Source organism: Aeromicrobium erythreum (assembly GCF_001509405.1).
Lineage (GTDB): Bacteria > Actinomycetota > Actinomycetes > Propionibacteriales > Nocardioidaceae > Aeromicrobium > Aeromicrobium erythreum.
On the sequence record NZ_CP011502.1, the window covers coordinates 69,609 to 89,343 of the forward strand.

Annotated in this window: 13 protein-coding genes; 10 read left to right on the forward strand and 3 right to left on the reverse strand. The window is 73.9% G+C overall.

The window, feature by feature from the left end:
• The first annotated feature begins 227 nt into the window (after positions 1-227).
• The 3 genes from Aeryth_RS00355 (at position 228) to Aeryth_RS00365 (ending at position 4,210) form a co-directional block, all read left to right on the forward strand.
• The gene (locus tag Aeryth_RS00355) at positions 228-2,162 is read left to right on the forward strand and encodes an acetyl/propionyl/methylcrotonyl-CoA carboxylase subunit alpha (RefSeq protein WP_067853111.1); all 1,935 of its coding nucleotides are present in this window, start codon (positions 228-230) and stop codon (positions 2,160-2,162) included.
• A complete protein-coding gene (locus Aeryth_RS00360) occupies positions 2,159-3,322 on the forward strand; it encodes an acyl-CoA dehydrogenase family protein (RefSeq protein ID WP_067853114.1) in 1,164 nt (387 codons plus the stop codon). Before Aeryth_RS00355 ends, Aeryth_RS00360 begins: the two co-directional genes overlap by 4 nt.
• Positions 3,323-3,463: 141 nt before the next feature.
• Complete coding sequence (locus Aeryth_RS00365) at positions 3,464-4,210, forward strand: enoyl-CoA hydratase-related protein (protein ID WP_067853117.1); 747 nt, start codon at positions 3,464-3,466, stop codon at positions 4,208-4,210.
• A 13-nt stretch (positions 4,211-4,223) separates the two neighbouring features.
• Here the strand turns inward: Aeryth_RS00365 and Aeryth_RS00370 are convergent, their stop codons facing one another.
• Positions 4,224-5,054: a hypothetical protein gene (locus Aeryth_RS00370; protein WP_067853119.1), complete on the reverse strand. Its 831-nt coding sequence runs from the start codon at positions 5,052-5,054 to the stop codon at positions 4,224-4,226.
• Between the two features lie 175 nt (positions 5,055-5,229).
• Between Aeryth_RS00370 and Aeryth_RS00375 the strand changes: the two genes are divergently transcribed.
• On the forward strand, positions 5,230-5,853 hold the full coding sequence (locus Aeryth_RS00375) for a DUF4232 domain-containing protein (RefSeq protein WP_067853122.1): 624 nt from the start codon (positions 5,230-5,232) through the stop codon (positions 5,851-5,853).
• Positions 5,854-5,859: 6 nt separating this feature from the next.
• Here Aeryth_RS00375 and Aeryth_RS00380 read toward each other — a convergent pair whose 3' ends face one another.
• Positions 5,860-6,510: a TetR/AcrR family transcriptional regulator gene (locus Aeryth_RS00380; RefSeq protein ID WP_067853124.1), complete on the reverse strand. Its 651-nt coding sequence runs from the start codon at positions 6,508-6,510 to the stop codon at positions 5,860-5,862.
• Positions 6,507-7,439 carry a fumarylacetoacetate hydrolase family protein gene (locus tag Aeryth_RS00385; RefSeq protein ID WP_236749781.1) on the reverse strand — a complete coding sequence of 311 codons (933 nt, stop codon included), beginning with the start codon at positions 7,437-7,439 and terminating at the stop codon, positions 6,507-6,509. Before Aeryth_RS00385 ends, Aeryth_RS00380 begins: the two co-directional genes overlap by 4 nt.
• A gap of 59 nt (positions 7,440-7,498) precedes the next feature.
• Here Aeryth_RS00385 and Aeryth_RS00390 point away from each other — a divergent pair, with 59 nt between their 5' ends.
• From Aeryth_RS00390 to Aeryth_RS00415, 6 genes are all read left to right on the forward strand, one after another.
• Positions 7,499-8,869: an alpha/beta hydrolase family protein gene (locus Aeryth_RS00390; RefSeq protein WP_067853127.1), complete on the forward strand. Its 1,371-nt coding sequence runs from the start codon at positions 7,499-7,501 to the stop codon at positions 8,867-8,869.
• A gap of 89 nt (positions 8,870-8,958) precedes the next feature.
• A complete protein-coding gene (locus Aeryth_RS00395) occupies positions 8,959-13,308 on the forward strand; it encodes a carboxypeptidase regulatory-like domain-containing protein (protein ID WP_067853130.1) in 4,350 nt (1,449 codons plus the stop codon).
• Between the two features lie 105 nt (positions 13,309-13,413).
• Positions 13,414-15,519: a HelD family protein gene (locus Aeryth_RS00400; protein WP_067853134.1), complete on the forward strand. Its 2,106-nt coding sequence runs from the start codon at positions 13,414-13,416 to the stop codon at positions 15,517-15,519.
• A 146-nt stretch (positions 15,520-15,665) separates the two neighbouring features.
• The gene (locus Aeryth_RS00405) at positions 15,666-17,273 is read left to right on the forward strand and encodes a metallophosphoesterase family protein (protein WP_067853137.1); all 1,608 of its coding nucleotides are present in this window, start codon (positions 15,666-15,668) and stop codon (positions 17,271-17,273) included.
• Positions 17,270-18,214: an aminoglycoside phosphotransferase family protein gene (locus Aeryth_RS00410; protein ID WP_067853140.1), complete on the forward strand. Its 945-nt coding sequence runs from the start codon at positions 17,270-17,272 to the stop codon at positions 18,212-18,214. Before Aeryth_RS00405 ends, Aeryth_RS00410 begins: the two co-directional genes overlap by 4 nt.
• A gap of 140 nt (positions 18,215-18,354) precedes the next feature.
• Positions 18,355-19,692, forward strand: a complete 1,338-nt coding sequence (locus tag Aeryth_RS00415; RefSeq protein ID WP_067861141.1) for an MFS transporter — start codon at positions 18,355-18,357, stop codon at positions 19,690-19,692.
• The last annotated feature ends 43 nt before the right edge of the window (positions 19,693-19,735 follow it).

The window sequence follows — 19,735 nt, forward strand, 5'->3', positions numbered from 1 at the left end:
GACTCGCTCCACGCTGATCCGTTGCCGAGTGGTCTCGATACGTCACGACCAGCTCGCTGGCGCTCGCCGTCGTGCCTACTCGACCAGCGGAACCGTGTCGCTGGTCGAGTAGCGCGGAGCCGCTGGGGGCACCTCCCGCTTGCGGGGGCCGCAGGAGCGTGCTCCGGGCGTATCGAGACCACCCTGGCCGGATCAGCGCTCCTGCTGACGATCGAAAGGACCTCCTCATGATCCGCACCGTCCTGGTGGCGAACCGGGGGGAGATCGCGCGGCGGGTGTTCCGCACCTGCCGCGACCTCGGCATCCGCACCGTCGCCGTGCACTCCGACGCCGACGCCTCCGCACCGTTCGTGGCCGAGGCCGACGTCGCCGTCCGGCTCGAGGGGAACGCGCCCGGCGAGACCTATCTGCGCGCCGACCTCGTCGTCGACGCGGCCCGCCGCGCCGGCGCCGACGCCGTCCACCCCGGCTACGGCTTCCTGTCGGAGAACGCCGGATTCGCGCGCGCCGTCGCCGACGCCGGTCTCACGTGGATCGGCCCGACGCCCGAGTCGATCGACGCGATGGGCAGCAAGATCCGCGCCAAGGAGCTCATGGCCGACGCGGGCGTGCCGATCCTCAGCGTCGATCCCGCGACCGCACGCCCCGAGGACTTCCCGCTGCTCGTGAAGGCGTCGGCCGGCGGCGGCGGGCGCGGCATGCGCGTCGTCGAGCGCGCGGAGGACCTCGAGGGCGAGCTGACTGCGGCCGCCGCGGAGGCGGCGTCGGCGTTCGGCGACGACACCGTGTTCGTCGAGCCCTACCTGCCGACCGCCCGCCACGTCGAGGTGCAGGTGCTGGCCGACACCCACGGCACCACCTGGATCCTCGGCGACCGCGACTGCTCCCTCCAGCGACGTCACCAGAAGGTCGTCGAGGAGGCCCCCGCGCCGAACCTGAGCGACCCCGTGCGCCGCACCCTGCACGACGCGGCGCGAAACGCCGCCGAGGCGGTCGGGTACGTCGGTGCCGGCACGGTCGAGTTCCTCGTGGCCGACGGCCACGCCGACGACGGCCGCGTCTACTTCCTGGAGATGAACACCCGCCTGCAGGTGGAGCACCCCGTGACCGAGGAGGTGTTCGGCGTCGACCTCGTCGCGCTGCAGCTCTCCGTCGCGGAGGGCCACCCGCTGCCCGCCGAGCGGCCTGCCGGGCCCAGCGGCCACGCCGTCGAGGTACGCCTCTACGCCGAGGACCCGGCCGACGACTACGCGCCGCAGACCGGCACCCTGCGCACCTTCGAGGTGCCCGAAGGCCCGGGCCTGCGCACCGACTCCGCCGTGGAGTCCGGCTCGGTCGTCACCCACTTCTACGATGCGATGATCGCCAAGGTCGTGGCGCACGGCGCCGACCGCGCCCAGGCGGTGCGCCGGCTCGACGACGCCCTGCGTCGCACGCGCGTGCACGGCCTGACGACGAACCTCGGGCTGCTGCGCGGGGCCCTCGCCGACGAGGAGTTCGCCGCCGGGCGCGTGCACACCGCGCTGCTCGGGGAGCGGATCGAGGCCTGGACCCGTCCGCTGCTCGACGACGACGCCGTCCGACGCTCGGCCCTCGCGGCGGCGCTCGCGCAGGCACGGTCGGCGTCCACGTCGTCGCCGGTCCTCTCCCGCATCCCGACCGCGTTCCGCAACGTGCCCAGCCAGCCGCGCACCCGTCGGCTGCGTCTCGGCGACGACGAGCTCGTCGTCGAGTACCGGGCCGAGGGCGGCAGGCTGGTCAGCGACCTCGCCGACGTCGTCTCCGTCGAGCCCGAGCGGGTGGTGCTCGCCGTCGACGGGGTCACGGAGGCCTACCGCGTCGCGGTCGGCGAGGAGACGGTCGACGTCGACGGCCCCGCCGGGTCGCTGTCGTTCGACGTCGTCCCCACGTTCGTCGACCCCGCCGACGTGTTGGCGGAGGGCTCGCTCCTCGCGCCGATGCCGGCGAGCGTCGTGAAGGTCGGCGTGGAGGCCGGTCAGCAGGTCGAGAAGGGCGACGTGGTCGTCGTCCTGGAGGCCATGAAGATGCAGCACACCATCACCGCGCCGACCGACGGCGTGGTCGCGGAGCTCGCCGTGACGGCGGGCCAGCAGGTCGAGTCCGGGGCCGTCCTGGCCGTCATCGAAGGGGATCCAGCATGAGCCAGTTCACCGAGTCCGAGGAGCGGCGCGAGCTCCGCAAGGCCGTCGCGTCGCTCGGCGCGAAGTACGGGGAGAAGTACTTCCACGAGGCCGCCGCCGAGGGCCGCAAGACCACCGAGCTGTGGGCGGAGGCGGGACGTCTGGGCTACCTCGGCGTGTCGATCCCCGAGGAGTTTGGGGGCGGGGGCGGCGACATCGGCGACCTCGCGGCGGTGTGCGAGGAGCTGGCGACGGCGGGCTGCCCGCTGCTGCTCATGGTGGTGAGCCCGGCGATCGTCGGCACCACCATCGCGCAGTACGGCACGCAGGAGCAGAAGGAGCGCTGGCTGCCCGGCCTGGCCGACGGCACTGCCACGTACGCCTTCTCCATCACCGAGCCCGACGCCGGCTCCAACTCCCACAACATCGTCACGCACGCCGAGAAGGCCGAGGACGGCAGCTGGGTGCTGAACGGCACCAAGACGTACATCTCCGGCGTCGACGAGGCGAGTCACCTGCTCGTCGTCGCCCGGTACTCCGACGCCCGGACCGGCAAGCTGAAGCCGGCGCTGTTCATGGTGCCGACCGACGCCGACGGATTCACGAAGCAGCAGATCGAGATGGGCGTCGTGAGCCCGGAGAAGCAGTTCACGCTGTTCTTCGACGACGTGCGCGTGGCCGCCGACGCACTCGTCGGCCAGGAGGACGCCGGCCTCGAGCAGCTGTTCGCGGGCCTCAACCCCGAGCGCATCATGGCCGCCTCGATGGCCACCGGAACGGCTCGCTGGGCGATCCGCAAGGCCGTCGCCTACGCCAAGGAGCGCGAGGTGTGGGGCAAGCCGATCGGCGCGCACCAGGCCATCAGCCACCCCCTCGCCCGGCTGCACATCGACGTCGAGATGGCCCGCCTGCTCACCCAGAAGGCCGCCGCGCTCTACGCCGCCGGCGACCTCATGGGCGCCGGCGAGGCCGCCAACATGGCCAAGGTCGCGGCCGGCGAGGCGGCGGCGAAGGCCGTCGACCAGGCCATCCAGACGCACGGCGGCAACGGCCTGGCGCTGGAGTACGGTCTCGTCCAGGCCGTCGCCTCCTCCCGGCTCAGCAACATCGCGCCGGTGTCGAAGGAGATGGCACTCAACTTCGTCGCCCAGTTCTCGCTGGGGCTGCCGAAGTCCTACTGAGCGGAGATTCCCAGGTCCACCTGGGAATCTCCCAGCGAGGCACGATTTTCTGACGTTTGCACGGAAAGCACTCCGTGCTTCGCTGGGATTCCCAGGTCGACCTGGGAATCTCTGGCGCCCACGAGAGCTGAGGAGCTGGTCATGGCAGAGCTGGTGCACCTGGACGTCGCCGACGGGGTCGCGACGGTGACGCTCGACAGCGAGCACAACCGGAACGCGTTGAGTCGTCAGCTGGTGACGGAGCTGGCCGACCGGCTCGCGCAGGCGGACGCCGACGCGGACGTGCGGGCGGTGCTGGTGCGGTCGGCGCACCGGGTGTTCTGCTCCGGCGCCGACCTGTCCGAGGCGGCGAGCGGCGGGATGGAGGAGGGCGCGCGGGCGATCGTGGCGCTCCAGCGCCAGATCGCGACCGCCGGCACGCCCGTGGTGGTCGAGCTCGCGGGGCCCGTGCGGGCGGGCGGGCTCGGCATCGTCGGGGCCGCCGACGTCGTGGTCGCGGCCGAGTCGGTCACGTTCGCGCTCTCGGAGGTGCGGCTCGCCCTGGCGCCGGCGGTCATCTCCCTCACGCTGCTCGAACGCTTCACCGACCGTGCCGCGGCCGAGCTGTTCCTCACCGGCCGTCAGTTCGACGCGCGCGAGGCGCAGGCCGCTGGCCTCGTCACCCGCGCCGTGCCCGACGCCGACCTCGCCGCCGCGGTCGCCGCCGTGCTCGCAGACCTCGTGCAGGGCTACCCGCAGGGCCTGCGGGAGACGAAGCGACTGCTCAACCACGACCTTGTCGCCCGGATCGACGCGCTCGGCGACGACGTCGCCGCCCAGTCGGCCCGCCTGTTCGGCAGCGACGAGGCACGCGAGGCGATGACGGCGTTCCTGCAGCGCAAGCGCTGACCGACAGGGCCGGTCAGTCGTAGGCGATCGGCATCCGGTCGACCCGGCAGTGCGCCCGGGGCGACTCGACGACCACGTAGCCGCCACCCGACCCCTCGAACCGTCGCAGCGAGAAGCCCGCGTCGTCGACGAGCGGCACGTCGACCTTCGTGATCTCGCTGGGCTGCACCTCCAGGAGCTGCGCAGGTCCGCCGGCCTCGAGCCGGACGTACTTCGCCGTCGAGTCGCCGTCGGACAGGCCGATCGCGGCGGTGACGCGGTCGCACTGGCCCTCGGAGCGCCACCCCACGAACCCGTGGCTGCCGGCGTTCCCGTCGCTGCTGTACAGCCCGAGCGTCTCCCGCGGCGGCGTGCCGCCGTTGACGGTCCCGACCCAGCCGCGCTGGACGCCGCCGGAGGAGTAGTACGACTCGTCGTAGAGGTCGAGCCACGTCCAGCCCGTCACGGTGCGGGCCGGGCTGACGCCGCGCTGCGTGGAGCCGGCGGCCGGGGCGACGACGCGGTACTGCTGCGTGCCGGTGCGGCTGACGGTGACGCGGGAGGCGAAGGTCCGGGTCTTCGTGGTGCGCGGCGTGGCGATGGTCCTCCACGCGCCCGTGCCGACACGGCGCTGGACGGCGAGCTTCTTGCCGGCCGCCTTCGCGCCGCTGACCTTGCCGCTGAGCGTGAGCTTCTGGCCGACGTCGCGCTGGGCGTGGCTCGCGGTGAGCGTGACGCCGTAGGTCGCGGCCTCGGCGGGCGCGGCGAGGGCGACGCTGCCGGCGACGAGGGCGAGTGCTGCGAGGACGGTCCGGTTCGTGGGACGACGGTGCGCTGATCGACGCTGCTCGGGTCGACGGATCATGGGGGCCTCCAGGGGGTGCCCTCGCAGGCTAGACCCGCACCGAGCTTGGCGAGCCGACTTCTGGGAAACCGCCTCGCTTTGGGGCCGTTCGACCCGGCGACGGAAGAGGAAGAAGACGCGAAGAGTCGTCTCGCAGGCCTCGGCAGACCGTCGGCTCGGTCGTAGCGTCGAGAGCATGAAGACTCTGCCTCTCGTCGTCGCCGGGGCGCTGCTCCTGCTGACGGCCGGTTGCTCCTCGCACGACGCCTCCGACCCGTCCGTCGGGTCCGGGCGCCCCTCCCCGACCTCCACCGCCCCGTCCTCCACGACCGCGCCATCCACCACGGGGTCGTCCGCGTCCGCGACGCCGACCCCGACCTCCTCGCCGTCCACGTCGTCGGCCCCGACGTGCACCACCGCGGACCTGCGCGTGACGGTGCGCCCCGACCCGAACGGCGCCGCCGCCGGCAGCACGTTCGACGACGTGCTGCTGCGCAACACCGGCGGCACGACCTGCCTGATGACCGGATGGCCCGGGGTCTCCTTCGTCACGGGCTCGCAGGGTCGTCAGGTGGGTGCGCCCGCCGCGCGTCAGGGCACGCCGGCCGTCGTGTCCCTCGCGCCCGGCGCGAGCGCGGAGGCCCTGCTGCAGGTGGCCGAGGCCGGGAACTTCGCTCCGTGTACGACGACGCCGGTGCGCGGCCTGCGCGTCTACCCGCCCAACCAGCGCGACGCCGTCTTCGTGCCGCTGCCGACGAAGGCCTGCGCGCAGACGTCGGCGCAGCAGCTCACCGTCCGGCCCGTGGTGCTGCGGGGCTGACGGCGCTCACACGCCGCGCAGCAGCGTGTCGAGGCCGCCCGAGACGAACTGCACGAGCCAGTCGTGGCGCGTCGCGAGGTCGGGCGCGGCGGGCGCGCCCTCGGTGAGGTACTCGAACCGGCCGGGACCGGCGAACAGCTGCAGGCTCGAGGTGACCAGCAGCAGGTAGGCGTCGAGCACGGCCTCCGGTCGGGCGTCGGGGTAGAGGTCCTGGAGCCGACCGACGAACGTCGCCGCGATCGCGTTGTACTCCTCGGCCACGAGAACCTGCTCGGGCAGGGCCGAGACCGACAGCTGCGCCACGAACCGGAAGTAGTCCGCCCATCCGGGCCGGCCTGCCTGCTCGAGCATGGGCTCGGTGAACGCCCGGACCACGTCGTCCAGCGACGTCGCCCCCGCCAGCCGGACCCGACGCGCGGCGTTCAGCGGCTCCACCCGGCGCAGCAGCACCGCGCGGAACAGCTCGCGCTTGCCCCCGAAGACCTCGCTGACCGTGGCGGTGCGGACACCGGCGTCGCGGGTGATCTCGCGGACCCCGACCCCCGCGTACCCGGAGCGCGCGAACGACCGCTCGGCGACGTCGAGCAGGACCTCGCGCAGCTCCTCCCGCGGTCGGCGACGCGGGGCCGGCGAGGCGTCGGTCGACGTGCGGCTCATGCCGGGAGCACGCGGTGCTCGACGCGGCCCACCCCGTCGAGGACGAGCTCGAGCTCGTCGCCCGGGCCGATCCAGCGACCCGTCTCCATGCCGCTGCCACCCGGGAGCGTGCCGGTGGCGAACAGCTCGCCCGGCAGCAGCCGCTCGCTGCGCGACGCGTGCGCGAGCACCTCGCCGAGGCTCCAGCGCATCCCGGCCGTCGAGACCTCCGCGACCACCTCGCCGTTGACGACGACCCGTCCCTGCAGCGCGTCGACATGGGGCAGGACCGCCTCGGCGGTCACGAGCACCTCCGACATCGAGCTGGCGAAGTGCTTGGACTTCTGGGGCCCGAACCCGCTGGCCATCTCTCGACGCTGGACGTCGCGCGCGCTCAGGTCGTTGACCAGCACGAAGCCGCCGATCGCGGCGGTCGCCTCCTCCGGCGTCGCGTCGAGCAGCGGCCGGGCGAGCACGAACCCCAGCTCGAGCTCGTAGTCGAGCGCGCTCGAGTACGACGGCGGCCTGATCTCGGTGCCGCTGGGCACGAAGGTCAGGTGGTTGCCGAGGTAGTAGATCGGCTGCTCCTGCAGCAGCCGGTGGGGGCGGAAAGCCGGGAACGGACGGCGGGTCAGGAGCTCCACGGCGCGGGCGGCGCGGTACTGCGCGGGGTGGAAGCGCCTCACGAGCCCGCGCGACGCGTCGATGGTGTGCTGCTCGAAGAGCATGTAGTCGCGGAAGGAGAGCGGCTGGAACGGCAGCAGCGTGCCAGGGTCGTCCGGTGCTGCGTCCTCCGGCGCTGGGTCGTCCCACGCGCGCCCGAGGACGTCCCAGGGCGTGAGGCTGGCGTCGGCCGGCTCCCACGCGCCGTCGGTGCGTCGTTGCGTGCGCACCTGTCCATCGACGCGGATCCGTCGGACCTGCACGGTCGCCACCACCTTCCGGAACACCTGTTCCGCAGAAGGTACCTCAGCGGCTACAGTGCCGACCAGTCGTCACAGGAGCAGCCATGTCGTCCTCCGGATCCGCCTCGTTCGTCCGTCGTCTGCTGGTGACCACCTGTGCCGCGACACGCACCACGGGCCTCGCGGCGCGGTTCACCGGGACGGCCCCGTTCCTGCCGGCCCTGTTCGTGCTCCGCTACAGCAACATGGGCGGGCTCGACCCGGCGGTCGTCGCGACTCACCTTGCACGGTGCCGGACCTTCGGCGACCGCGGGTGGACGACGTACTGGCACCGCCTCGCCGCCGAGCAGCTGACGGTCGCGGAGTCGGCGCTGGGCCGCGTCGCGGGGACCGACCTGTCCGGTCGGCTCGTCTCCGCGGCCACGTCGGGCGAGGTGGTCCTGCCCGACGTGGCGCTCGGGACGCTCGAGGACGCCGCGGTGCTGATGGCCGACCACGGTCCGCAGCCGACGCCGGACGACGTGTCGCGCGTGGTCGGGACCGGCCGGCCCGAGGTGCTCGACGCGTTCACCGCGCTCGACGCCTGGGTCAAGGCCCTCACCCTCGAGCAGGTGGCGGCGTTCCCGGGCCACACGCCGGGCCGGATGCGCGCGTACTGGCGGAGCCGTCGCCTGTTCGACGCGCTCGTGCCGGTGGTGACCCCACGTCTCGGCGTCGACGTCCGGCCGGTCGACGTCCCGGTGGACGGCGACGTCGTGCGCGGCTACCTCGTCACCCCGAGGGACGGGGGGCCGCGGCCCGTCGTGCTCGTGACGAACGGGCTCGAGGGGACGGTGCAGGAGCTGCTCCTGCCACTGCTGCGCTACCGGGAGAGCGGGCTCGCCACGTTCGTCATGGAGATGCCGGGCAGCTACGCCTACGGGCAGCCCATGTCGCCGGCCTCGGAGGACGTGTACGGCGCCGTCGTCGACCACCTCGTCCGCGACCCGCGGGTGGAGGGCACGCGGCTCGGGGTCGTCGGTGTCAGCTTCGGCGGCTACTGGGCCGCGCGGCTCGCGGTGGTCGAGCCGCGGCTCACCTGTGCGGTCGCCTGCGGCGCGCCGACCAACCGCACGTTCCTGCCCGGCAACGCGATCGGTCTGCCGCAGGTGATCCTCGAGGCGCTCAAGGCCGTCACCGGTTCACGTGCCCTGCTCACCATGAGCCACCGGCTCCGCACCCTGTCGCTACGCCGCCGCTACCGCGACGTCCGCGTGCCGCTGCTGGTCGTCAACGGCGACCACGACACGTTGCTGAGCACGCAGGACTCGATCGACCTCGCCGAGCAGGCGCCGGGCGCGAGCCTCCTGCTCTACCCCGACGACGACCACTGCGCGATGGGCCACTACCGCGACTGGCTCGACGCGTCCCAGCAGTGGCTCGTGCGGCACCTGGCTCCGCCCGTTGACGCGCCGGCTCCGGCCGGGGGCGACTGACGCACGACCACCTTCGCGATTCCGCTGCGCCACGGCCGCCGACCGCTCATGCTGGAGGCTCGTCCGCCTGGTGCGAAAAGGGAGATCGCATGGGTGCTTCACGCGCTGCGGCGCGCGGCTGCGTGCTGCTCGTCGTCTCGGTGCTGGCCACGCTGCTCGGTGTCGCGCCCGCGCACGCCGCGCCCGTGGCGTTGTCCGGGAGCGTCGTCGGCACGTCCGGCGCCGGCCTCTCGGGCATCGAGGTGGCTGTCACGACGCGTGCGGGCGTCGCCGTGCAGGAGACGACGACCGACAGCACCGGGGCGTGGTCGGTGCAGGTGGAGCCGGGGACCTACGCGGTCGGGTACGTCGACCCCGAGGGCTGGTGGAAGCCGGAGTTCTGGGACGACCAGACCACGCTCGCCGCCTCGACCGCCCTGACGGTCGGCACGTCGGGCCGTACCGGGGTCGTGGCGCGCCTCGCTCCGTACCCCGTCGTCTCCGGCACCGTCCGCTCGGGCGGTGAGCCCGTCGCCGGAGCCGAGGTGCGTGCCTACGCGAGTGCCAACGAGACCGACTCCGTCCGCGTGGTCACGACCGCCGCCGACGGCACGTGGGCCGTGCCGCTGCCGTCCGGCAGCTACCGGTTCGCGTTCGAGAGCCCCGACCACGTCGTCGAGTACTGGAACGACCGCGCCACCCTGGCTGCGTCGGACCCGGTCACGGTGACGACCGCCGACGTGCCCGGGCGCGACGTCACGCTCACCCCGCTGCCCGTCGCCTCGGGACGGGTGACGGCCGGGGGCGCGGCCGTGCGTCGCCCCGAGGTCACCGTCCTCGTCCGCGACGCCGCCACGGGACTGTGGAGCGAGCAGGAGACCGTCACCGGTGACGCCCAGGGTCGCTGGTCGGTGCGCCTGGTGGCGGGTCGCTACAGCTTCCGGTTCGCCGGCGACGCCCGGTACCGGCCCGAGTTCTGGGCCGACCAGACCCGACGCTCCGACGCCACGCCGGTCGACCTCGGCTCGGCCCCGGTGGTCCTCGACGCCGACCTCGCCGTGCTGCCCACGGCCCGCGGCCTGGTGCGCGACGCGTCGGGCGAGCCGGTCGAGGACGCCGACGTCGTCGCGCTCGACGCCTCAGGCGACGAGGTCGCACGCGACCGGACCGGGCCCGACGGCGTGTTCGGCGTGCCGCTCGCCCCGGGCGCGTACGGGGTGGAGGTCCGCGCCCGCGGCTACCGCACGTGGACGCGCAGCGTCGTCGACGACCCGCTCCTCGTCGGCCAGCGCGGCGGCGACGTCGGCACCGTCGACCTCGCGCCCGCCCTCGCGATCAGGGGCCGGGTCACGGGGCCGGACGGGTCGCCGGTGCGCACCGACGTCGTCGTTCACGCGCCCCGCGTCGTCGCCGGCCAGACCCGCTGGGTCGTCGCCGACCGCGTCTCGACCGACGCCTCCGGCCGCTGGTCCGCCCCCGTCGTCCCCGGCGACTACCGCCTGCAGGTCGAGGGCACCGACGACCTCGCAGGCGAGTTCTGGGACGACGCCGCCTCGCTCGCGGCGGCGCGCACGGTCACGGTCGGTGACGCCGACGTGCTCGCGCGCGACACCGTCCTGGCGGCCCGGTCGCGCTCCGGCGTCCGCGGCACCGTCACCACCGCGACGGGCGGCGCGCTCGCCGACGCCCGCGTGAGCGCCTCGGTGCTGCGCGACGGCGAGTGGGTCGTGCTCGACGAGACCACCACGGCCGCCGACGGCCGGTACCGGCTGCTCCTGCCCGACGGGACCTACCGCCTGGGCTTCTCGGCGGACCGTCATCGCACGACCTTCGGCCCCGGCTCCGCCACCGTCGGCGCCGCGCCGTCGGTCGTCGTCGCCGGGTCGCTCGTCAGCCGCGACGTCCGGCTCGAGACGGTCAGCGCCCGCGTCCAGGGCACCGTGAGAGGCCCGTCGGGACCGCTCGCAGGGGTCGACGTCCGCGTGCTGCAGGGCGGCAGCGACGACCTGGTGCCCGTCACCTCGGCACGCACCGACTCCGCCGGCCGCTACGAGGTGCAGGTCGACGCAGGGCGGTACGTGCTCGCGTTCGAGGACCCCTCGGGCGACCACCGGGGCGAGTACCTCGCCGGCGCCAGCACGTGGGCGTCGGCGACGCGGGTGGTCGTGGCCGACGGCGCGACGCTCACCGGCCGCGACGTCACCCTCGCCGCAAACCCGCGCCTCGGCGGTCGGGTCCAGACGACGTCCGGTGCCGGCGTGGGCGACGCGGTGGTCCGTCTCGTCCGCCCGCTGGACGCCTCGGGCGCCGGGGGAGACGTCGTGGCCGAGACCACCACGGACGGCACCGGCGCCTACGGACTCGCCGCCCCCGCCGGCACCTACACGGTCGAGGTGGTGCTCGACGGCGACGTCCGCTGGACGCTGTCGTCCCTCGCGCTCGCGACCGGCACCACCACCCGGACGGTGACGCTGGCCGACCAGCGCGCCGTCACCGGCCGGCTCGCAGGGCCCGACGCCCGCCCGGCCGCCGGCGTGGAGGTGCGCGCCTGGCGCTACGACCCCCGCGACGACACCGCCGTCGTGGTCGGCCGCGCGGTCTCCGGCACCGACGGCAGGTACGCGCTCGCCGTGCCGCCCGGCGTCTACCGCGTCGGCTTCCACGGGCTGCCGCTCGGGTACGCGACGACCTTCGCCGGTGGCCCAGACCTCGGAACAGCCCGCGTGGTCCGGGTGGCGTCCACCGACGTCGCCGACGTCGACGCCACGCTCGCCGCCGCCACGGGAGTCACGGGCAGCATCAGCGACGCCGCGGTGCTCGCCGACGCGCCGCCGGAGCTGGAGGCGATCTTCCTCCGCTTCGACACCGACGCCGGGCGCTGGGTCGAGCAGGAGCGCACGACCCCCGGCTACGGGGCGTACCAGGTCGAGCTGCCGCCCGGCCGGTACCGGGTCCGGGTCGTCGAGCGGCAGGAGCCGTTCCGCACGACCCACCACGGCGGCGGCGCTGCGTTCTCCTCGGCTGCCGACGTCGAGGTCGTCGCCGGGTCGCTCACGCCGGGCGTCGACGTGGTCGTCGGCTCGGAGCTCGGCACCCTGCGGCCGGTCGCCGCCCCCACCGTCACGGGACGGGCCGTCGTCGGCGGGACCCTCACCGCCGACCCCGGCACCTGGACGCCCGCCGCGACCGACGTGGCCTACCAGTGGCTGCGCGACGGCACGCCCGTGACCGGCGCCACCGGTCGCAGCTACGTGCCGGGCGCCGTCGACGTCGGACGCGCGGTCGCGGTGCGCGTGGTCGCCTCGCGGGCGGGGTACCGCTCCGCCCTCGCGGTCAGCACGCCCGCCACGGTCGCGCCGGGGACGCTCGTGTCGACCTCCCCGCCCGTCCTCACGAGCGACCCCGTGGTCGGCACCCGCACCACGGCGTCCAGCGGGACGTGGTCGCCGGCCGACGTGACGTTCGCCCGGCAGTGGCTGCGCGACGGCGTCGTCGTCGACGGTGCCACCGGCAGCGAGCACGTGCCCACGGCCGCCGACGTGGGTCACGCGCTCGCCCTGCGCGTGACCGCCTCGGCCCCCGGCTACACCTCGCTCACCGTGGTCTCGCAGCCGCGGACCGTGACCGACCCGCCGCTGACGGCGACCACGCCCCCCGTGATCACCGGCGACGCGACGACCGGATCGACCCTCGGCAGCACCGAGCCCGTCTGGAGCCGCACGCCGGGCACGACGACCCGGCAGTGGCTGCGCGACGGCCGACCGGTCGACGGCGCGACGGGCACCACGTACCGGCTCGGGCTCGACGACGTCGGCAGCGCCGTGGCGCTCCAGGTGGTCGGGCGGGTCGACGGACAGCAGCCCGTGACCACCACGTCGGCCGCGCGCACCGTCGCTCCCGCCGCCCTGACCGCCCGCACCGCGCCGACCGTCACCGGCACCGCCCGACCCGGCTCGACGCTCACGGCCTCGCCCGGCACGTGGGACGCCGGCGACCCCACGACCGGCGCGACGTCGTTCGGGTACCAGTGGCTGCGGTCGGGCAGGGCTGTCGCCGGGGCGACCAAGCCGACGTACCGCGCCGGTACCGCCGACCTCGGACGTCCGCTCACGGTCCGGGTCACCGCCACACGGCCCGGGCACGCCACCGCGTCGCGCACGTCGGCGTCGCGCACCGTCAAGGCGCAGCCCACCCTGGCCGTCACCAGCACCGGAGGTCGTGGGACGGCGACCTTCACCGTCGTGGTGCGCGCCGCCGGCGCCACCCCCACGGGGACCGTGCGCGTCCGGCTCGGCTCGCGCACCCTGCGCAGCGCGACCCTGACCACGTACCGCGGGGCCCGCCGCGCCGTCGTCACGGTGACCCGGCAGGCCAAGGGCGCGCGCACCTACACGGTGGAGTACCGGGGCGACGCGAAGGTCGAGGCGCGCTCGACCCACCGTCGGGTCACCGTGCGCTGACGACGGACGGGCGTCCCACGGACCCTGGGCCGGTGGGGTTTTCGTGGGCGGGCGGCGGGTACCATGGGGAGTTCGCAGAACGACCCACGAGAGCCGAGGAGAGGCGTGTCCTCCGAGCAGCAGGCCGCCGCAGAGATCGCAGCGGAGCAGGCGTACGTCGACGTCGTCTACGGTCGCCTCGACGAGTCCACCAAGGTGGCGCAGTCGCTCGTCACCGAGGGCTTCGCCCGCGGGCACGTCGGCAACGAGGGCGGTCTGGTCGAGCGCGACGCGATGGTCTTCCAGGCCACCCGCCGCCTGTCGGCGCTCAACGCCGCGCACGACGGGCTCGTGTTCGGCCGGCTCGACCTGCAGGGCGGCGAGGCCCGGTACATCGGCCGGATCGGTGTCCGCGACGCCGAACGCGAGATCCTGCTCGTCGACTGGCGTGCGCCGGCGGCGGCGTTGTTCTACCAGGCCACCGCCCAGGACCCCACCGGCGTCGTCCGACGTCGCGTCCTGCGCAGCTCGGGCAAGACCGTCGTCGGGGTCGAGGACGACCTGCTCGACGCGGAGAACGCCCCCGAGGACATGGTCGTCGTCGGCGAGGGCGCGCTGCTCGCCAGCCTCTCGCGGGCCCGCGACAGCACCATGCACTCCGTCGTCGCCACGATCCAGAAGGAGCAGGACGAGGCCATCCGCGCTCCCAGCCGCGGCGCGACGATCATCGGCGGCGGCCCCGGCACCGGCAAGACCGTCGTGGCGCTGCACCGTGCGGCCTACCTGCTGTACACCGACCGCCGACGCTTCGAGTCCGGTGGCGTGCTCGTCGTCGGCCCGTCGTCGGTGTTCATGAGCTACATCGAGCGGGTGCTGCCGAGCCTCGGCGAGACCGCGGTGACGCTGCGCTCGCTCGGCGAGGTCGTCGACGGCGTCGGCGCGCGTGAGCACGACGAGCCGGTCGCCGCCGCGGCCAAGGGCTCGTCGCGCATGCTGCCCGTGCTCCGGCGCCTGGCCACCTCGCCGCAGCCCGGCGAGCCGACGTCGTTCCGCTACTTCTACAAGGACGACGTGCTCGTCCTCGACGCCAAGAAGCTCGCGAACATCCGCCGAGGGCTGCTCTCGAACCTGCCCCGCAACCGCGCCTACCCGAAGGCGCCGGCTGCCGTGGCGCGGGCGCTGTGGCAGCAGGTGTCGGGCGAGCGGGCGCTCGAGAAGGGCGAGGAGGGCTTCCTCGACGAGCTCACCACCGACCACCGGTACGTCGACTTCGTCGAGGCGTGGTGGCCGCCGGTCGACGCCGTCGAGCTCTGGCGCACCCTGCCCAAGCGGGTCGGCGAGCTCGCCAACGGCGCCTTCTCCCGCGAGGAGCTCGACGCGATGGTGACGTCGTGGTCCTCTGGCGTCCCCGCCATCGAGGACGTCCCCCTCATCGACGAGCTGCGCTACCTGCTGGGCGAGGTGCCGCCCGACGACGAGCGCGACGACGACGTGCCGCGCCAGCTGATGAGCTTCGAGCGACGTGAGCGCGAGGTCGAGAACGAGCTGCGCTCCACCACGAGCATCGACGACGACGGGTACGCGCACGTGCTGGTCGACGAGGCGCAGGACCTCTCGCCGATGCAGTGGCGCATGCTCGGGCGCCGCGGTCGCTACGCCAGCTGGACGATCGTCGGCGACCTCGCGCAGTCGTCGTGGCCGCACGCCGACGAGGCCGAGCAGGCCCGCGTGGCGGCGCTGGAGGGCAAGGTCGAGCACCGGTTCCGGCTCTCGACGAACTACCGCAACTCCGCCGAGATCTACGACCTCGCGGCCGACGTCGCGCAGGTCGCGATCCCGGGTGCCGACCTCGCGGAGGCCGTGCGCCGCACGGGCGAGGCGCCGCGGCACGAGTGGGTCGCCGACGCCGCGCTGCTCGACGCCGTCGAGGCCGAGGCCGACACGATGCTCGAGCGGGTCGAGGGCACGGTCGCGGTGGTCGCCGCCCGCGCCGACCTGCCGCGGCTGCGGGCCCGTCTGGCCGACCGGCTCGCCGCCCACGACCGCCTGCGGGTGCTCGACGGTCTCGACACCAAGGGCCTGGAGTTCGACGCGGTGGTCGTGGTCGAGCCCGACGCGATCATCGCGGAGTCCGAGGCCGGCTGGCGGACGTTCTACGTCGTCCTCACCCGCGCCACCCAGCTCCTCACCACCGTCGGCACCACCCAGACCTGGCTCTCGCGCGTCTCCTGACCGCACCCCGCCCCGCCCCAGCGCCCCTCCCCGCGTTTCGTGGAGCTGGTGACGGTTCCTGTGCGAGAAACCGTCGCGAAGTCCACAGAACGCGGGGACCTCGGGCTGGGCGGTGGGACAGGCGTGATGCCTTCTAGGGTGGACGGGTGCGCAAGATCGCGGTCGGCCTCGTCCTGCTCGCTGCCGCCGTCCTCACGGGACTACCGGTGGCGACGTCGACGTTCCTGCACAGCGAGCGGCACCTGACCATCGGTGCGCACCAGGCTGTCGTCAGCCCCCAGGTCGACGGGCACGCGACGATCGACTTCGGACCGCTGCTGCCGGAGGTGCGCGTCCCGGTCGACGCGCCGCTCGGCGTCGGCGTGAACGTCCGGCTCGGCGACTCCGACGCGGTGGGCCTGGAGGAGCTGCTGCAGCGCGACGCCGCCATCGCCGCCCAGCCGAGCGGCGAGGTGCGCGAGGTGACGGCCGCCGTCACCGACATGGCGGCCGAGGCGGCCCTGCGCGGTCTGGGTGTCGGCGTCCTCACGGTCACCGTCCTCGTGCTCGGCTGGCGTGCGGTCGGTGCCGACCGTCGGCGTCGGATCCGCCGCGAGATGGTGCAGCCGTCGCGCGGGCAGGTGGCGGGCGGGGTCGCCACCGTCGTCGTCGTGGTCGGCGCGCTGGTGCTGGTCAGCCTGCCCGAGCGTCAGGACGCCGAGCCGGCGCAGACGTGGACCGCGGCGCGCGAGGTGTTCCCCGAGCTGCCCGCCGACCCGGTGCTCGACCGGCTGCAGCTGGCCCAGGGCAGCGCCACCACGAGCAGCCGCGCGCTCGTGGAGGGTGCGCTGTACCTCTACCGCGACTCCGTCAGCTTCTACGGCGCGCTCGAGGAGCAGGCGACGCAGGTGCGCGTCCGCGAGCCCGAGGACGGCGAGACGACGGCGCTCGTCGTCACCGACCGCCACGACAACATCGGCATGGACCCGGTCGCCCGCAACATCGCCGACCGCGCGAAGGCCCGCCTCCTGATCGACCTCGGCGACGACACCTCCCAGGGCGGCGCGTGGGAGACGTTCAGCATCAACTCCCTCGCCCGTGCGTTCAAGGGCTTCGACGTCGTCTCCATCGGCGGCAACCACGACTCCCGCCGCACGACGAAGGACCAGGAGAAAGCCGGGTTCACCGTGCTCGACGGCGATCCCGTCGAGGTCGATGGCGTCCGCTTCCTCGGCGACACCGACCCGCGCGGCACGACCCTCACCGGCTACACCGAGGACGCGAAGACCCGCGACACCGCCCTCGACGACCAGGACGAGGAGCTCACGTCGACCGCGTGCGACGCCGACGAGCGCGGCGAGCGGGTCGGCGTGCTCGCCGTCCACTCGTGGGCGTCGGGACGCAAGGTCGCGGCCAGCGGCTGCGTCGACCTCGTGCTCACCGGGCACCTGCACTACCAGGTGGGCCCGCGGGCGATCGCCGGTCCCGACGGCCGGTCGACCACCCGGCTGACGACCGGCACGACCGGCGGCGCGGTCCTGCCGATCGCCCTCGGCAGCAGCCTGCGGCGCGACGCCCAGGTCACGATCGTCACCTTCGACGCCGACGGTGCGCCGGTCGGGCTGCAGGTGGTCACGTTCACGCCCGCCGGCGTCATCGACGTCGGCGACTACACCGAGCTGCCGCTCACCTCCTCGCCCTCGCCCGCCGACCCGGACCCCACCGAGGACCCGACGGCCGAGGACCAGGACCCGGAGGCTCCCGTCCAGCCGTGATCCAGGTGCCGGCCGCGGTCGCGGCGTTCGCTCGACGGGGTCCGCGCTGGGCAGCGTTCGTCGACGCCCTGCCACGCACGGTCGACGACCTCCTCGCCGAGTGGTCCCTGCGGGTGACGGGCGACCCGGTGCACGGCGAGGTCGCGCTGGTGCTGCCGGTGCTCACCGAGCGTGGCGTCGAGGCCGTGCTGAAGGTCGGACACGTCGACGAGGAGTCCCGCCACGAGCACCTGACGCTGACCACGTGGGACGGGCGCGGAGCCGTGCGGCTGCTGCGTGCCGACCCGGCCCGTGGAGCGCTGCTGCTGGAGCGTGCCGGTCCGACGGCCCTGTCGTCGCTGCCGGTGCTCGACGCGTGCGAGGTGGTGGCCGGGCTCTACGCGACCCTGCACGTGACCGCCCCGCGTCGTCTGGTGCCGCTCTCGACGCTGGTGGTGCGGTGGACCGAGCAGCTGGCCGCCGCGCAGGACGTGGTGCCCGCCCCGCGCCGGCTCGTGCAGCAGGCCGTCTCGCTGGGCCGCGCGTTCGCGAGCGACCCCGGCACCGACGGGCTGACCATCCACGCCGACCTCCACGACGCCAACGTCCTCGCCAGCCGTCGCGCGGAGGGTTCAGGCGGGGATGGCACGCCGTGGCTCGTGATCGACCCGAAGGGGATCAGCGGCGACCCGGCCTACGAGCCCGCCCCGCTGCTGTGGAACCGGTGGGACGAGGTCGCGTCGGCCCGCGACGTCCGCTTCGCCGTGCGCCGCCGCTTCCACACCGTGGTCGACGTCGCCGGGCTCGACGAGCACCGGGTGCGCGACTGGGTGGTCGTGCGGATGATGCTCAACGCGCTCTGGACCCTGCAGGACGCGCAGGAGGCGGGCCGGCCCCTCGACGACGCCGACCGCTCGTGGACCACCCGCTGCGTCACGATCGCGAAGGCCGTCCAGGACTGAGCCGTGGCGAGTGCAAAGCCTGTGTAAAGCCTCGGGCGTGACGGGTGCCACGTGGTGGCGGTCACACCTAGCGTCAGGGGTCGCGGCGAGTCAGGGCCCCTCCCGCGACGTCCCACCCCGCGGGCCACGAGGTGACCACCATGAGCCAGAAGACACCGCAGACCCAGCAGGAGGACGCACCGGGCATCCGTCGCGCCGTGTTCAACACGGTCCGGGGCTCCCTCGGCAACCTGGTCGAGTGGTACGACGTCTACGTCTACACCGTGTTCGCGAGCTACCTGTCGAGCAGCTTCTTCGCGGAGGGCGAGCCGAACGCGGGCATCTACACGATGGCGATCTTCGCGGTCACCTTCGTGATGCGCCCGATCGGCTCGTGGTTCTTCGGCCGGTACGCGGACCGGCACGGCCGACGTCCGGCGCTCGTCCTGAGCATCTCGATCATGGCCGGGGCATCGCTGCTCATCGCGGTCACGCCCACCGCCGAGACGATCGGAGGCGGCGCGGTCGTCATGCTCGTGCTCTGCCGTCTCCTGCAGGGCTTCGCCACGGGCGGTGAGTACGGCACGTCGGCGACGTACATGTCCGAGGCCGCGGCGCCGGGGCTGCGCGGGTTCTTCTCCTCCTTCCAGTACGTGACGCTCGTCGGCGGCCACGTGCTCGCCCAGCTGACGCTGCTGGTCCAGCAGGCGCTGCTCACCGACGAGCAGATCGCCGCCTGGGGCTGGCGCGTCGCGTTCCTCATCGGCGCGGTCGGTGCGGTCGTCGTCTTCTGGTTGCGTCGCAGCATGGACGAGTCGCTCGTCGAGACCGGCGAGGAGCGTCGCTCGGGCTCCATGGTCGAGCTCCTCACGACCTACCCGAAGCAGCTGCTGCTGTGCTTCCTGATCACGCTGGGCGGCACGATCGCCTTCTACACCTACAGCGTCAACGGGCCGCTCATCATCAAGTCGACGTACGCCGACGAGGGCATGACCGGCACGTGGATCAACTTCGCCGCGCTCGTCCTGCTCATGCTCATCCAGCCGCTCGGCGGCCTGCTGAGCGACCGGGTCGGTCGCAAGCCGCTGCTGGTCGCCTTCGGCATCGGTGGTGTGCTCTGGACCTACACGTTCCTCACGGTCCTGCCCACGGTGACCACACCGATGGCGTCGTTCCTGATGCTGGCCGGGACGTACGTGCTGCTCACCGGGTACACGTCGATCAACGCCGTCGTGAAGGCGGAGCTCTTCCCGGCCCACATCCGGGCGCTGGGCGTCGGCCTGGGGTACGCGCTGGCGAACTCGATGTTCGGCGGCACGGCTCCGCTGGTCTACGAGGCCGCGATCAGCCGCGATGCCCTGGGGGCGTTCGCCGTCTACGTCACGATCGCGATCGGCGTCTCCCTGCTGGTGTACGTGTTCGCGCTGCGCAACCGCTCGGTCACCTACCTGGACACCGAGCAGGTGGCCCGCGACCGGGAGGTCGTCAGCACGCGCTGACCTCCACGTCGGACGAGCGGGCCCCGGCGTCGGGGTCCGCTCG

Coding starts and splice junctions, on each gene's coding strand:
- Aeryth_RS00390 (WP_067853127.1), top strand. CDS start 7,499: ATGTCGTCCTCCGGATCCGCCTCGTTCGTCCGTCGTCTGCTGGTGACC.
- Aeryth_RS00395 (WP_067853130.1), top strand. CDS start 8,959: ATGGGTGCTTCACGCGCTGCGGCGCGCGGCTGCGTGCTGCTCGTCGTC.
- Aeryth_RS00365 (WP_067853117.1), top strand. CDS start 3,464: ATGGCAGAGCTGGTGCACCTGGACGTCGCCGACGGGGTCGCGACGGTG.
- Aeryth_RS00375 (WP_067853122.1), top strand. CDS start 5,230: ATGAAGACTCTGCCTCTCGTCGTCGCCGGGGCGCTGCTCCTGCTGACG.
- Aeryth_RS00360 (WP_067853114.1), top strand. CDS start 2,159: ATGAGCCAGTTCACCGAGTCCGAGGAGCGGCGCGAGCTCCGCAAGGCC.
- Aeryth_RS00380 (WP_067853124.1), bottom strand. CDS start 6,510: ATGAGCCGCACGTCGACCGACGCCTCGCCGGCCCCGCGTCGCCGACCG.
- Aeryth_RS00355 (WP_067853111.1), top strand. CDS start 228: ATGATCCGCACCGTCCTGGTGGCGAACCGGGGGGAGATCGCGCGGCGG.
- Aeryth_RS00415 (WP_067861141.1), top strand. CDS start 18,355: ATGAGCCAGAAGACACCGCAGACCCAGCAGGAGGACGCACCGGGCATC.
- Aeryth_RS00370 (WP_067853119.1), bottom strand. CDS start 5,054: ATGATCCGTCGACCCGAGCAGCGTCGATCAGCGCACCGTCGTCCCACG.